The organism is Bradyrhizobium sp., assembly GCF_019244115.1.
In the GTDB taxonomy this organism is placed as follows: domain Bacteria; phylum Pseudomonadota; class Alphaproteobacteria; order Rhizobiales; family Xanthobacteraceae; genus Bradyrhizobium.
On record NZ_JAFATE010000710.1, the window covers coordinates 1 to 13,744 of the forward strand.

Consider the following 13,744-nt stretch of genomic DNA (forward strand, 5'->3'; position numbering starts at 1 on the left):
CCGACCGGCAGGCCGGAGCCGGTGAATCCGCATGGCATCGACAGCGCCGGGCAGCAGGCCAGCGTGATCGCATAGACGATGCCGAGCCACTGAATGTAATTGTCGAATTTTTCCCCGCCGCATTCGGCGACGTAGCGGTGCTCGACCGGAAACGGCGGCACGATGGTGGCCGGCGTCAGCAACAGGTCGTAGCTTTCGAAGAATTTTTGCGCGCGCTCGGCCGTGGCGACGCGCTGCGCCTCGGCGCACGCGATCTGCTCGACGGTGAGCTTGAGACCCTGCTCGATGTTCCAGATCACCTCCGGCTTGAGCAGGTTGCGCTTGGTCCGGAGCAGCTCCGCCTTGCTGATGGCGAAATCGAACGCGCGCAGCACGTGGAAACAGTCGTGGGCTTCGGAAAGATCAGGGTGCGCGTCCTCGACCGTGACGCCGGCTTCCGCGAAGCGTGCCGCCGCCTTGCGCGTCAGCGCGGCCACCTCCGGATCTACAGGCGTGATGCCAAGGTCGGCCGAATAGGCGATGCGTTTCGGCTTCCGGCCAGATCGTGCCGATGACAGGAACGAGGTCGGCAGCACGGGAAGCGATAACGGATCGGCCGGATGTTCGCCGCTCATGGCATCGAGAAAGAGCGCGAGGTCCTCGATGTTGCGCGCCATCGGCCCTTGCACGCCGAGCGTGCGGTTGATGCCGAACTCTGGGCTATGGGCGACGCGGCCGATGCTTGGGCGCAGACCCACGACGCCGCAGAAGCTTGCGGGGTTGCGGAGCGAGCCGCCCATGTCGGAGCCGTGCGCGAGCCAGGCCATGCCGGTCGCAAGCGCAACCGCGGCGCCGCCGGAGGAGCCGGCGGCGGACTTCGAAATGTCCCATGGATTTCGCGTCGTGCCGAACACCTCGTTAAAAGTGTTGGCGCCGGCGCCGAACTCCGGCGTGTTTGATTTTGCGTAAATCACCGCGCCGTTCTGCTCGAGCCGCTCGACCAGGATGTCGGAATGATCGGGGATGCGGTCCTTGTAGATCGGCGAGCCCTGTGTGGAGAGGACGCCCGCCACGTCGGTGAGGTCCTTGATCGGCACCGGCAGGCCCGCGAGCACACCGCGCTCCGATACGGAACTCTCCATCAGCGTCCTGGCATGATCGCGCGCGCGCTCGAAGCAGAGCGTCGGCAGCGCATTGACATGAACGTCGACCTCGCCGATCCGCGCCTCCAGGGCGTCGAGCAGATCGAGAGGCGACACGTCACCGCGTCTGAGCCTCTCGACGATGGCGCAGGCGCTCTCGCCTAGGAGTCCCTGGTCTGGCAATGCAAGTCTCCCGCGCACTGAACCTTGTTGTGCTCTAGACCATTTCCAGGCGCGGGAGCAACGTGTCAATTTCGCGCTGCCGTCTGCAAGTGCGGTAGATCGCAATACCAATCGTTAGTTTGCGTGAGCAGAAGCCTCACCAAGGCGTCATTGCGAGCGTCAGCGAAGCAATCGCGAATCGCGCCGCGAGCACGTCGCTCGGTACTCTGGATTGCTTCGCTTTGCTCGCAATGACGTAGGAAGGCGGATCGGCTACGCCCACCCCGCCGCTATCCCGCCATCGACCGTGAAGATCACGCCCGAGGTATAACCGGATCGATCGGATGCGAGAAACGCCATGAGGTCGCCGATCTCGCGGGCATGTGCCGGGCGGCCAAGCGGGAGCGCTTTCTGGAATTCCTTGTAGCGGCTCTCGTCACCGAACTGGTGTTTTGCTCGCGTCTTCAGCAGCGTCACGTGGCGGTCGGTGCCGACCGGGCCGGGGTTGATGCCGACCACGCGGATATTGTCGGCGAGGCTTTTGCTGCCAAGCGCGCGGGTAAAGGCCATCAGCGCCGCATTGCCGGCGCTGCCGCAGATGTAGTTGGCGTCGAATTTTTCGCCGGCGGCGCCAATGTCGTTGACGATGACGCCGCCGCCACGGACCTTCATCTGGGCATAGACGGCGCGGGTCAGGTTGATAAAGCCGAACACCTTTAGATCCCAGGCGTGACGCCAGGTCGCCTCGTCGATCTTGTCGATCGATCCGCCCGGAATGTCGCCGGCATTGTTGACGAGAATGTCGATATCGGCGGCTTCCTGTGCGAGCCGCGCGACGTCCTCGCTCTTGCGCAGGTCGACCACATGTGCTGCGGCATCGATCTGGTGCGTTGCGCGGAGCCGCTCGGCGAGCGCCTTCAACAGCTCGCCGGAACGCGCGGCAAGCCGCAGATGACAGCCTTCCCCGGCAAAAGCTTCGGCGGCGGCCGCACCAATGCCCTTGGATGCGCCAGTGATGAGGACGCGTTTGCCGCGCAGATGCAGGTCCATGGCAATGCTCGCTTGGCTCAAGAAGAGAGGCGGAGAGGGAAGATTGTTAGGCGGGAGGTATCGGGACCGTCAACATTGCACTGCAGCGTTGCGCTCACCTTCACTTTGGTCCATTGCAAACCGCTCCAGCAAGCGGCAGAAGGGCCGAACGAGATCACAAGGACGTTTTCGATGAGCGCAGAAAAACCATACCGGATCGCGGTCATTCCCGGCGACGGGATCGGCAAGGAAGTCATGCCGGAGGGGCTGCGCGTCATCGAGGCGGCGGCGAAAAAGCACGGCGTCGAGGTCGCGTTCGATCATTTCGATTTCGCCTCCTACGACTATTACGAGAAGCACGGCGAGATGATGCCGGAGGACTGGAAGGATAAGATCGGCAAGCATGACGCGATCTATTTCGGCGCGGTCGGCTGGCCGGCGAAAATTCCGGATCACGTTTCCTTGTGGGGGTCGCTGATCAAATTCCGTCGGGAGTTCGACCAATACGTCAATCTGCGTCCGGTGCGGCTGATGCCAGGCGTGCCGTCGCCGCTCGCGAACCGCAAGCCGGGCGACATCGATTTCTGGGTGGTGCGGGAAAATACCGAGGGCGAATATTCATCGGTCGGCGGACGGATGTTTCCGGGCACCGAGCGCGAGTTCGTCACCCAGCAGACCGTGATGACGCGGATCGGCGTCGATCGCATCCTCAAATTTGCCTTCGATCTCGCGCAGTCGCGGCCGAAGAAGCATCTGACCTCGGCGACGAAATCGAACGGCATTTCGATCACGATGCCCTACTGGGATGAGCGCGTGGAGGCGATGGCGAAAAACTATCCCGGCGTGAAGTGGGACAAGTATCACATCGATATCCTGACCGCGAATTTCGTGCTGCATCCGGACTGGTTCGACGTCGTGGTCGGTTCAAACCTGTTCGGCGACATCCTCTCCGATCTCGGGCCGGCCTGCACCGGCACGATCGGCATTGCGCCATCCGGCAATATCAACCCGGAGGGCGACTTCCCCTCGGTGTTCGAGCCGGTGCATGGCTCGGCGCCGGACATCGCCGGGCAGGGTATTGCCAACCCGATCGGCATGATCTGGTCCGGCGCGATGATGCTGGAGCATCTCGGCGAGAAGGACGCCGCGGGCGCCATCGTCGGCGCGATCGAGCGCACGCTGGGCGAGCGCACCCTCAGGACCCGCGACCTCGGCGGCAATGCCGACACCACCGCCTGCGGCAAGGCCGTCGCCGAAATGGTGGAGTAGTTCGCAGGGAATTTGTAGGGTGGGCAAAGCGAAGCGTGCCCACCATCGCGAGCGAGATGTTGATTGGTGGGCACGGCGCGCGAGAGCGCGCCTTTGCCCCCTACACCTTCTACGATTTCACGATTCTGCGGCAATGCTCCCAGGCGGCGTGGATCAGGTTCTCGCTGGCTTCCGGCGTGCGGAACGCCGAATGCGCCGACAGCGTGACATTCGAAATTTTGGTGAGCGGATGATCCGCGGGCAGCGGCTCGATGTTGAAGACGTCAAGCCCGGCATGGCGGATATGGCCGGTTTTCAAGGCCTCGATCATCGCGGCCTCGTCGACTATGGCCGCACGCGCGGTGTTGACGAAGATGACGCCCGGCCGCATCGCCGCGATTTTTTCGCGCGACAGGAAACCTCTTGTCTCATCATTGAGCAGCAGATGCAGCGAGATGACATGGCTCTCGGCCAACAGTCTTTCGAGGCTCACGAAATCAACGTCCGGAAAGCTCTTTGGCGTTCGGTTCCAGGCAATCACGCGCATGCCGCTGCCGTTCGCAATCCGCGCGACCTCCGCGGCAATCCCGCCGAACCCGATCAGGCCGAGCGTTTTGCCGGTCAGCTGCATGGCATCCTCGCGCAGCCAGTTGCCCGCGCGCATCTCGCGATCCATCCAGGGGATCACGCGCGCCGAAGCCCACATCAGCGCGATCGCGGCTTCCGCGACCGCGGTGTCGCCATAGCCCTTGATCAGGTGCACGGATATGCCGAGCTCGGCGAGCTCCTCCGGATTCATGTAGCTGCGCGCGCCGGTGCCGAGGAAGACGATGTGCTTGAGACCGGCGCAGTTCCTTGCGACCTCAGTGGGCAGCGCGGTATGGTCGACGACGCCGATCTCGGCGCCGCCGAGAAGCGCGGGCCATTGCTCCGGCGTGATGTTCGGGTTCTGGTGCACCTGCACCTCCGGATCGCCTCCCTTGCGCTGCCGTTCAAAAATCTCGGCCAGCGAGTCATTGGCGTCGACGAAAACTCCGCGCACGGCACTCTCCACTGTTGATCTTGGAATCAGGATGCCACGCCGGCGAGCGCCAGCACCGTGTGCATCAGCACGTTGGCGCCGGCGGCGCAGTCGGTCTGCGTTGCATCCTCGAGCTCGTTGTGGCTGACGCCGTCCTTGCAGGGTACGAACACCATTGCCGTCGGCATGACCGTGTTGAGATTGCAGGCGTCATGGCCGGCGCCTGACGTGATACGGCGATGGCTGAAGCCGAGCATTTTTGCCGCATTCTCCACCGCATCCACCAGTTTGGGGTTGAAATGCGTTGCCGGCTTGCGCCACACCAGATCGAGTGTCGCCTCGACCTTGCGCCGCGCCGCGATGTCCTTGATCGCCGCACGGAGATCAGCGTCCAGCGCGTCCATGATCGCATCGTCGGAGGAGCGGCAGTCGACCGTGAAAGCGATCTCGCCGGGAATGACGTTGCGCGAGGGTTTTGCGATCACGGCTTCGCCGACGGTGCCGACCGCATTGGGGCCGTGCTTTTTGGCGATCGCTTCGACCGCGAGCACGATCTCGGACAGCGTCGCCAGCGCGTCGCGCCGCAGCGGCATTGGCGTCGAGCCGGCATGGCTTTCAAAACCAACAATCTTGCCGTCGTACCACAGGACGCCCTGGCCGGAATCGACCACGCCGATGGTCTTGTTCTCGGCTTCCAGGATCGGGCCCTGCTCGATATGCAGCTCGACGAAGGCGCCGAGCTTTTGAGTGCCCACCGGCGTCGCGCCGCGATAGCCGATCGTGTCGAGCGCCTCGCCCACGGTGACGCCGTCATGGTCCCTGCGCGACAAAATGTCGTCGGTGGTGAAATCGCCGACGTAGGCGGCCGACGCCATCATGGCCGGCGCAAAGCGCGAGCCTTCCTCGTTGGTCCAGTTGACGATGCAGATCGGCGCGTCCGTTTCGATGCCGGCATCGTTGAGCGTCCGCACCACTTCCAGCGCCGCGAGCGTGCCGAGCACGCCGTCATATTTGCCGCCGGTCGGCTGGGTGTCGAGATGCGAGCCGAGCCCGACCGGCAGCTTTGACATGTCCTTGCCGCGGCGGAGGCCGAACATCGATCCGAGCGCATCAACATGGACCTCGAGTCCGGCGTCCTCGCATGCCCTGCGGAACCAGTCGCGCACCTGCTTGTCCTCGGCCGAGAGCGTCAGCCGCCGCACCCCGCCCTTGGGTGTCGCGCCGAACTGCGCGGTCTCGTGGATGCTGCCCCAAAGACGGGCGGAATCGATCTGCAGGTTGGAGAGGGCTCGGCTCATGCGGCTGTCTCGCTCTTGGTTCTGGTCCGGCTTCTCAGTTCAATGGCCCGCCGCCGCGCCGCCGTCAACCGAATGACTAGAACCTCCGTTCCGACTGCATCGGAACGGAGGTTCTAGCTTCCCTGTTCTGACGCGTTTTCTTCACGCGAACCGGTACCCACTTCGCTCGAAAACGCTCTTCCTTGCGCGATCTGCGCTGCGAGGTCGGCCACCCGTTCGACCGCGATACTATCGGGCGAGGCCAGCCAGCTCGCCATGAACGTCAGCGGCTGGATGCTGAAATCCGTCGCAAGATGCCGCAGGCGGCCGTCTGCAAGCTCGTTTTCGACGATCGCGGCGGGAATGACCGCAATGCCGAGGCCTTCGGTGGCCAAGCGAATGACGGTCGCAAGCGAAGCGCTGGCGTGCAGTCGGACCGGCGGCAGGTCGGGCCGGTTGAACAGCTCGCGAACGGTCTCGTAGGGGCGAGACCTGCGCGGAAAGGTGATGATCGGAAATTTTGCGAGTTCGCTGAGCGGCAACGGCTCACGGCCAAGGCCCAGCGAAGGGCTGGCGAGAAAGCCGATCGGATAGTCGCACAGCACGCGGTTGCGCACGCCAGGACCGGCAAGCGGCCCCAGCACGAAGGCGAGCTCGATTTCCTGCGCCAACAATTGCTCGCTCAAATTCGGCGTGATGTCGACCTCGATCTCGAGCGAAAGGTTAGGGTAGGTGGCGTTGACGCTCTTGATCAGGCGCGGCAGCCAAGTGTGCACGATGGTCTCGGCGACGCCAAGGCGCAGCACGCCGCGCATCGCCCTGACGTCGCCGACCTCAGCCATCATCTGGGCGCGCAATCCGATCAGCTTCTCCGCATAGACCATCATCTTTCGGCCGCTGGGCGTCGGCGAAGCCGCGCGATGGTCGCGATTGAGCAGTTTTACGCCCATCTCGCGTTCGAGCTGAGCGATGCGCTGGGAGATTGCGGGCTGGGTGGTATTCAGTCGCTGGGCGGCGCCGCGAAAGCTGCCGAGCTTGACCACCCAGAGAAAGGTTTCGATGGACCTGAAATCCAGCATGCCGGGGGCTCCCCGATCGATAAATTTCAATTATCGATCATGATCAAAAAACAGGATTAGACTTTATAGGCTACGTGGGATTGATTGATCTTGTCGAGATTATAGGCAGGTCAGTCCCATGACTGTTTTTGTGGCAACGCAGCAAAATCGCGATCGCACCGATCTTCCGAGCCATCAGGCCCGGCTCGACTGCCGCGCCGGCTTGGCGCGCACCACGGCCGGGATCGCCAACGGCTATGTGCAAGGCAATCTCGCGATCCTGCCTGAAAAACTTGCGAGCGCTTTTCACCGCTTCTGCCAGCTCAATCCAAAACCATGCCCGATCATCGGCATGTCCGATGTTGGTAATCCCAAAATTCCCGCGCTTGGACTCGACCTCGACATTCGCACCGATCTGCCCCGCTATCGCGTCTGGCGCGACGGCGAGGTGGTGGAGGAGCCGACCGACATCATGGCGCATTGGCGCGACGACCTCGTCGCCTTCGTGCTCGGCTGCTCGTTCTCCTTCGAGGAGGCGCTGCTCGCTGAGGGGCTGCCGATCAGGCATATCGAGCATAAGGTGCGGGTGCCGATGTATCGCACCAGCATCGCCTGCGAAGCCGCGGGTCCGTTCGCGGGGCCCATGGTGGTGTCGATGCGCCCGCTCAAACCGAAGGATGCCATCCGCGCGGTGCAGATCACCTCGCGCTTTCCGAGCGTGCATGGCGCGCCCGTCCATCTCGGCCATCCGCATCTGATCGGCATCGCCGATCTCGCAAAGCCCGACTATGGCGATCCGGTCCCGGTCGAAGCCGACGAGATCCCGGTGTTCTGGGCCTGTGGCGTGACGCCGCAGGCGGTGATCGCATCGGCAAGACTGCCATTCGCGATCACGCATGCGCCGGGCCTGATGCTGGTGACCGATCTCGTGAACAGGCAATTGGCCGTGCTTTGATGAGGCAAGTTTTGCTGCTTCTTGAGGCTTTACCCCAGGGTTCAACCGTTTCATCGATGAGAGCCGATCAACAGGGGATTTTGTGATGACGATCAGTCGCCGAGACGTCTTGCTGGGAGGTGCGGCGGCCGCCGCTCTCGCACCAATCGCGAGCCGCGCAGAAGCTTCCGAGGTGGTTATCGGCATCATCTATCCCTTCTCCGGCGCGAGTGCGCAGCAGGGCGTCGATGCTCGGAAGGCGTACGAGACCGCGCTGGACGTCATCAACGGCGACCATGATTTCGAGCTGCCGCTGGCCAAGGGCGAGGGCCTGCCGGGCCTGGGTGGCGCAAAAATCCGGCTTGTATTCGCCGATCACCAGGGCGATCCGCAGAAGGGGCGCGGCGAGACCGAGCGGCTGATCACGCAGGACAAGGTCTGCGCCGTGATCGGCACCTATCACAGCGCTGTCGCGGTCACCGTCAGCCAGGTCTGCGAGCGCTACCAGGTGCCATTCCTGTCGGCCGACAATTCCTCACCGAGCCTGCACCGGCGCGGCTTAAAGTTCTATTTCCGGCCTGCGGCGCATGACGAGATGTTCTCGGCCGCGATGTTCGACTTCTTCGATGCGATGAAGAAAAAGGGCACAAAAATCGAGACGCTGGCGCTGTTCCACGAGGACACCATCTTCGGCACTGATTCCGGCAACGCGCAGGCAAAGCTCGCTGGCGAGCGCGGCTACAAGATCGCGGCCGACATCAAATATCGCAACAACTCGCCGTCGCTTTCGGCCGAGGTGCAGCAGCTCAAGGCCGCCAATGCCGACGTGCTGATGCCTTCGAGCTACACCACCGACGGCATATTGCTGGTCAAGACCATGGCCGAACTCGGCTACAAGCCGAACGCGATCGTCGCGCAGGACGCCGGCTTCTCGGAAAAGGCGCTCTATGACGCGGTCGGCGACAAGCTCGAAGGCGTGATCTCGCGCGGCTCGTTCTCGCTCGACCTCGCCGCCAAACGGCCGATGGTCGGCAAGATCAACGCACTGTTCAAGGAGCGCTCGGGCAAGGATCTGAACGACCTCACCTCGCGCGAGTTCATGGGCCTGATCGTGATGGCGGACGCCATCAACCGCGCCAAGTCGACCGACGGCGACAAGATCCGCGAGGCGCTGGTTTTAACCGACATTCCCGGCGAGCAGACCATCATGCCGTGGAAGCGGGTGAAGTTCGACGAGATGGGCCAGAACAACGATGCCGATCCGGTGCTGCTGCAATATGTCGGCGGAAAATTCGTCACCATCTTCCCGCCGCAGGCCGCGATCGCCGACGCCATCTGGCCGATGAAGTAGAATTGGAGAGGGACATGTTGTCGAACTCCCTCCGCGCGTCGTCCCGGGCAAGCTCGCTCTGGGCGGCGCTCAGCGCCGCCCAGAGCGAGCGCAGACCCGGGACCCATAACCCCAGGCCGTTGTGCTTGCGGTGATTGGTTGCCATCCCGCCTCACTGATGCATTTGTGGTTATGGGTCCCCGCTTTCGCGGGGACGACACCGAATAAGGCTTCGAGCGCGGAGCGCGCATGCTGACGGCCGAGACTATCATCCAGAGCCTTGCTTCTGGCCTCCTGATGGGGTTGCTCTATGGCCTGATCGCAGTGGGCCTCGCTTTGATCTTCGGCCTGATGGACGTCGTGAATTTCGCCCACGGCGAGTTTTTGATGATCGCGATGTACGCGACCTTCTTCCTGTTCGGGTTTTTCGCGCTCGATCCGCTGCTGTCAGCGCCGCTGGTCGCCGCCGCGCTGTTCGTGTTCGGCGCCGTGGTCTATCTCTTGATCGTGCGCTTCGCCGTGCGCGCGAAAGCCAATGCCGGCATGGTGCAGATCTTTTCCACCTTCGGGCTTGCGATCGTGATGCGCGGGCTGGCGCAGTTCTTCTTCACGCCCGACTATCGCAGCGTCACGCATTCCTGGCTCGGCGGCAAGACCGTCTCGGTGGCCGGCATCTTTCTGCCGCAGCCGCAACTGATGGGCGCCGCGGTGGCGATCGCGGCGTTCGGCGGGCTCTATTTCTTCATCAATCGCACCGACTTCGGCCGCGCGCTGGAAGCGACGCGTGAGGATGCCGGTGCGGTGGCGCTGGTCGGCATCGACAAGAACCGGGTGTTTGCGCTCGGCTGGGGCCTCGGGGCAGCGCTGGTCGGCCTTGCCGGCGCGATCATGGCGATGTTCTTCTACATCTATCCTGACGTGGGCGCGTCTTTCGCGCTGATCTCCTATGTCACGGTCGCGCTCGGCGGTTTCGGCAGCGTGTTCGGCGCCTTTGCCGGCGGCATCCTCGTCGGCCTGGTCGAGGCGGTCACCGCGCTCGTCCTGCCGCCATCGCTGAAATCGGTCGGCATCTACGCGGTCTACCTGCTGGTCGTGTTCATCCGTCCGCGCGGTCTGTTCGGGTCGATGTGATGGACCAGAATTTTGCAAAACGCCGACGCCGTGAGCTCTTGACTGCCGCCATGCTTGTGGCCGCGGCTGCCGTCGTGCCGCTGCTGGTCAAGGATGCTTATTACCAGAACATCATGGTGCTGACCCTGATGTACGCGGCGCTGTCGCAGAGCTGGAACATTCTGTCCGGCTATTGCGGCCAGATCTCGCTCGGCCACGCGCTCTATTTCGGCCTTGGCGCCTACACCACCGCGCTGCTGTTCACCAAATTCGGCGTACTGCCGTGGTTCGGCATGCTCGGCGGCGGGGTGATTTCGGCCGTGATGGCCATGGCCCTCGGCTATCCCTGCTTCCGCCTGCGCGGGCACTATTTTGTCATCGCCACGATCGTCATTGCGGAAACGGCGCTGCTGCTGGTCCAGAACTGGGACTGGGCGGGCGCGGCGCTCGGCATCACCATCCCGATGCACGGCGATAACTGGCTGACCTTCCAGTTCCCCCGCTCGAAACTGCCTTACTTCTATTTTGCGCTCGTGCTCGCGGCCGTCGCCTGGTTCGTGACCTGGTGGCTGGAGGATTCCAAATGGGGTTTCTGGTGGCGCGCGGTGAAGGATAATCCCGAGGCCGCCGAGAGCCTGGGCGTGGTCGTGTTCAATTCCAAGATGGGCGCTGCCGCCGTATCGGCGTTTTTCGTCGCGGTCGGCGGCGGTTTCTATGCGCAGTTCGTGTCCTATATCGATCCCGAGAGCGTGATGGGCTTTCAGTTCTCGCTCAAGATGGCGCTCGCGGCCGTTCTTGGCGGCATCGGAACCCTGTGGGGGCCGCTGCTCGGAGCCGCAATTTTGATCCCGATTTCGGAGCTGACGAGCTCCCATATCGGCGGCTCGGGGCGCGGCGTCGACCTCATCGTCTACGGTTCGCTGATCGTGCTGATCTCGCTGGCGCGTCCGCAGGGCCTGGTCAGCCTGTTCTCGCGCAAGAAGGCGCCGGCGCGATGACGGCCCTGCTCGAGACCCGCGGCATCACCCAGCGCTTCTCCGGCCTCGTTGCCAACAGCGACGTGTCCATTTCGGTCGGGCGCGGCGAGATCGTCGGCCTCATCGGCCCAAATGGTGCGGGCAAGTCGACGCTGTTCAACCTGATCGCCGGCGTGTTTCCGCCGACCGAAGGCTCGATCTGGTTCGACGGCCAGGATGTCACGCACCTGCCGGCCGCGGAGCGCTGCCGGCGCGGGGTCGGGCGCACCTTCCAGGTGGTGAAGAGTTTTGAGACCATGACGGTCATCGACAATGTCATCGTCGGCAGCCTGGCGCGGTCAACGCATATGCGCGAGGCGCGCCGCAAGGCGCACGTGATGCTGGAATTCACCGGCCTTGCCGCACGCGCGGACGTGCTCGCGAGCGATCTGGTCCCTGCCGAGAAGCGGCGGCTCGAAGTGGCCCGCGCGCTTGCCACCTCGCCAAAACTGCTGCTGCTCGACGAGGTGCTGACCGGGCTGACGCCGGCCGAGGCGCAGACCGGCGTCGAACTGGTGCGCCGCGTCCGCGATACCGGGGTCAGCGTGTTGATGGTCGAGCATGTCATGGAGATCGTGATGCCGCTGGTCGACCGCGCCATCGTGCTCGATCTCGGAAAGGTGCTGGTCGAGGGCAAGCCGGCCGACATCGTCCGCGATCCCAAGGTCATTTCCGCCTATCTCGGGGATCGTCATGCTGTCGGTGCGTGACCTCACTACGGCCTATCAGGGGCTGGTCGCGATCTCGGCCGTTTCGATCGAGGTCGCCAGGGGCGAGATCGTCTGCGTCGCCGGCGCCAACGGCGCCGGCAAGTCGACGCTGCTGAAGTCGATCGCCGGCGCCGAGCGCCCGCGCGGCGGCGCCGTCACTTTTGATGGTACGCGCCTCGACGGGCTGGCGCAGCACCTGATCACCGCGCGCGGCATCGCCTATGTGCCGGAAAACCGCAGGCTGTTTCCGCGCCTCTCGGTGCGCGACAATTTGAGGCTCGGCAGCTATCTCTATCGCGGGCAGGGCGATCGCGAGGGACCGCTGGAGCTGGTGTTCACATTATTCCCGCGGCTGTCCGAGCGGCTGGAGCAGCGCGCCGAGACGCTGTCGGGCGGCGAGCAGCAGATGCTCGCAATCGGCCGCGCGCTGATGACCCGGCCGCGCCTTCTGATGCTGGACGAGCCCTCGCAGGGCATCATGCCAAAACTGGTCGACGAGATCTTTGCCGCGGTGAAGCGCATCCGCGACGCCGGCATGACGGTGCTGATCGTCGAGCAGCGCATGGCGGAATGCTTGGATATCGCCGACCGCGCCTACATCCTGCAAACCGGCCGCGTCCTGATGCAGGGCGCGGCGGCCGACATCAAGACCAACCCCGACGTCCGCAAGGCTTATCTGGGATTGTGATTGCTCTCTCCTCGTTATTGCGAGGCACTCAGCGCCGAAGCAATCCAGACCGTCTCGGGGGCGGCAGTCTGGATTGCTTCGCTCTGCTCGCAATCACGTTGCGAGGTATGTCGGCGCTCTCTCCTCGTCATTGCGAGGCGCTTAGCGCCGAAGCAATCCAGATTATTTTCCGCGGTGACAGTCTGGATTACTTCGCTTCGCTCGCAATGACGGTGGGGCGCTCAGTTTTGCTTACATCAAGGTTTCATACAAGTCTTTCCACTCGGGATTCAGCCCCTCAATCAGAGCCAGCTTCTTCTTGCGGTTGCCGGCCTTGATCTGCCTTTCGCGGGTGATCGCAGCGATCATGGTTTCATGAACCTCGTACCAGACCAAGATTTTACAGCCGTATTTGGTCGTAAAGCCAGGAACCAGGCCCTCACGATGCTCGTAGGCCCGCTTCGGCAAATCGCTGGTTAAGCCGGTGTAAAGCGTTCCGCTACGCCTGCTCGCCATGATGTATACACAAGGTTGCTTCATCCGCCCCACTCATTCGTCATTGCGAGGCGCGTAGCGCTGGAGCAATCCAGACTGTTTCCGTGGTGACGGTCTGGATTGCTTCGCTTCGCTCGCAATGACGAGCCTAATGGTAATCGCCACGCTCCGGCAGCTGCACCCCGAACACCTTCACCAGGTCCGCGACTTGGTCCGGCGACAAATACCGCGGGTTCAGCCCGCGCAAGAGCAAATAAAGCCTTGCCGTTTCCTCCAGCTCTTCCGTGGCAAAGACGGCCGCCTCCAACGTCTCGCCGGCGACGACGGGGCCGTGATTGGCGAGCAGCACCGATGAATATTTCCCGGCCAGCCCCTTGATGGCGTCGGCGACGGCGGGATCGCCGGGGCGATAGTACGGCACCAGCGCGGTGTGGCCGCACTTCATGAGATAGTAGGGCGTCATCGGCGGCAGCGCGGCGCGGGGGTCGATTTCCGGGAGCATCGAGATCGCGACCGAATGGGTCGAGTGCAGATGCACCACGGCGCGGGCAGCGTCACGGGTCTGG

At 63.4% G+C, this 13,744-nt stretch carries 14 protein-coding genes; 7 read left to right on the forward strand and 7 right to left on the reverse strand.

Annotated features, from left to right (window positions below; genetic code table 11):
- Window positions 1-1,304 (reverse strand): amidase (locus JOZ76_RS30590; RefSeq protein ID WP_291705099.1); only part of this gene is annotated, 1,304 nt, incomplete at its 3' end.
- 252 nt (window positions 1,305-1,556) lie between these two features.
- The gene (locus JOZ76_RS30595) at window positions 1,557-2,333 is read right to left on the reverse strand and encodes an SDR family oxidoreductase (RefSeq protein WP_291705101.1); all 777 of its coding nucleotides are present in this window, start codon (window positions 2,331-2,333) and stop codon (window positions 1,557-1,559) included.
- Between the two features lie 171 nt (window positions 2,334-2,504).
- Between JOZ76_RS30595 and JOZ76_RS30600 the strand changes: the two genes are divergently transcribed.
- Window positions 2,505-3,581, forward strand: a complete 1,077-nt coding sequence (locus JOZ76_RS30600) for a tartrate dehydrogenase (RefSeq protein ID WP_291705103.1) — start codon at window positions 2,505-2,507, stop codon at window positions 3,579-3,581.
- A 109-nt stretch (window positions 3,582-3,690) separates the two neighbouring features.
- On the opposite strand, the gene JOZ76_RS30605 is transcribed toward JOZ76_RS30600, so the two are convergent.
- The 3 genes from JOZ76_RS30605 to JOZ76_RS30615 form a co-directional block, all read right to left on the reverse strand.
- On the reverse strand, window positions 3,691-4,602 hold the full coding sequence (locus tag JOZ76_RS30605; RefSeq protein ID WP_291705104.1) for an NAD(P)-dependent oxidoreductase: 912 nt from the start codon (window positions 4,600-4,602) through the stop codon (window positions 3,691-3,693).
- A 26-nt stretch (window positions 4,603-4,628) separates the two neighbouring features.
- Entirely contained in the window at window positions 4,629-5,879 is a 1,251-nt protein-coding gene (locus tag JOZ76_RS30610) for a Zn-dependent hydrolase (RefSeq protein ID WP_291705106.1), read from the reverse strand.
- Window positions 5,880-5,992: 113 nt separating this feature from the next.
- The gene (locus JOZ76_RS30615; protein ID WP_291705108.1) at window positions 5,993-6,937 is read right to left on the reverse strand and encodes a LysR family transcriptional regulator; all 945 of its coding nucleotides are present in this window, start codon (window positions 6,935-6,937) and stop codon (window positions 5,993-5,995) included.
- Between the two features lie 118 nt (window positions 6,938-7,055).
- Between JOZ76_RS30615 and JOZ76_RS30620 the strand changes: the two genes are divergently transcribed.
- From JOZ76_RS30620 to JOZ76_RS30645, 6 genes are all read left to right on the forward strand, one after another.
- The gene (locus JOZ76_RS30620; protein WP_291705110.1) at window positions 7,056-7,871 is read left to right on the forward strand and encodes a putative hydro-lyase; all 816 of its coding nucleotides are present in this window, start codon (window positions 7,056-7,058) and stop codon (window positions 7,869-7,871) included.
- Window positions 7,872-7,956: 85 nt separating this feature from the next.
- Window positions 7,957-9,201, forward strand: a complete 1,245-nt coding sequence (locus JOZ76_RS30625) for an ABC transporter substrate-binding protein (protein ID WP_291705112.1) — start codon at window positions 7,957-7,959, stop codon at window positions 9,199-9,201.
- Window positions 9,202-9,432: 231 nt separating this feature from the next.
- Window positions 9,433-10,311, forward strand: a complete 879-nt coding sequence (locus JOZ76_RS30630; RefSeq protein WP_291705124.1) for a branched-chain amino acid ABC transporter permease — start codon at window positions 9,433-9,435, stop codon at window positions 10,309-10,311.
- The gene (locus JOZ76_RS30635) at window positions 10,311-11,288 is read left to right on the forward strand and encodes a branched-chain amino acid ABC transporter permease (RefSeq protein ID WP_291705114.1); all 978 of its coding nucleotides are present in this window, start codon (window positions 10,311-10,313) and stop codon (window positions 11,286-11,288) included. The genes JOZ76_RS30630 and JOZ76_RS30635 overlap by 1 nt, the downstream gene beginning before the upstream one ends.
- On the forward strand, window positions 11,285-12,016 hold the full coding sequence (locus tag JOZ76_RS30640; RefSeq protein WP_291705116.1) for an ABC transporter ATP-binding protein: 732 nt from the start codon (window positions 11,285-11,287) through the stop codon (window positions 12,014-12,016). Before JOZ76_RS30635 ends, JOZ76_RS30640 begins: the two co-directional genes overlap by 4 nt.
- Window positions 12,000-12,704 (forward strand): ABC transporter ATP-binding protein, encoded by a 705-nt coding sequence (locus JOZ76_RS30645; protein WP_291705118.1) that lies wholly within the window; start codon window positions 12,000-12,002, stop codon window positions 12,702-12,704. The genes JOZ76_RS30640 and JOZ76_RS30645 overlap by 17 nt, the downstream gene beginning before the upstream one ends.
- A gap of 231 nt (window positions 12,705-12,935) precedes the next feature.
- Here the strand turns inward: JOZ76_RS30645 and JOZ76_RS30650 are convergent, their stop codons facing one another.
- The gene (locus tag JOZ76_RS30650) at window positions 12,936-13,223 is read right to left on the reverse strand and encodes a GIY-YIG nuclease family protein (RefSeq protein ID WP_291705121.1); all 288 of its coding nucleotides are present in this window, start codon (window positions 13,221-13,223) and stop codon (window positions 12,936-12,938) included.
- A gap of 103 nt (window positions 13,224-13,326) precedes the next feature.
- The coding region (locus JOZ76_RS30655; RefSeq protein WP_291705122.1) for a class II aldolase/adducin family protein at window positions 13,327-13,744 on the reverse strand (418 nt) is incomplete at its 5' end.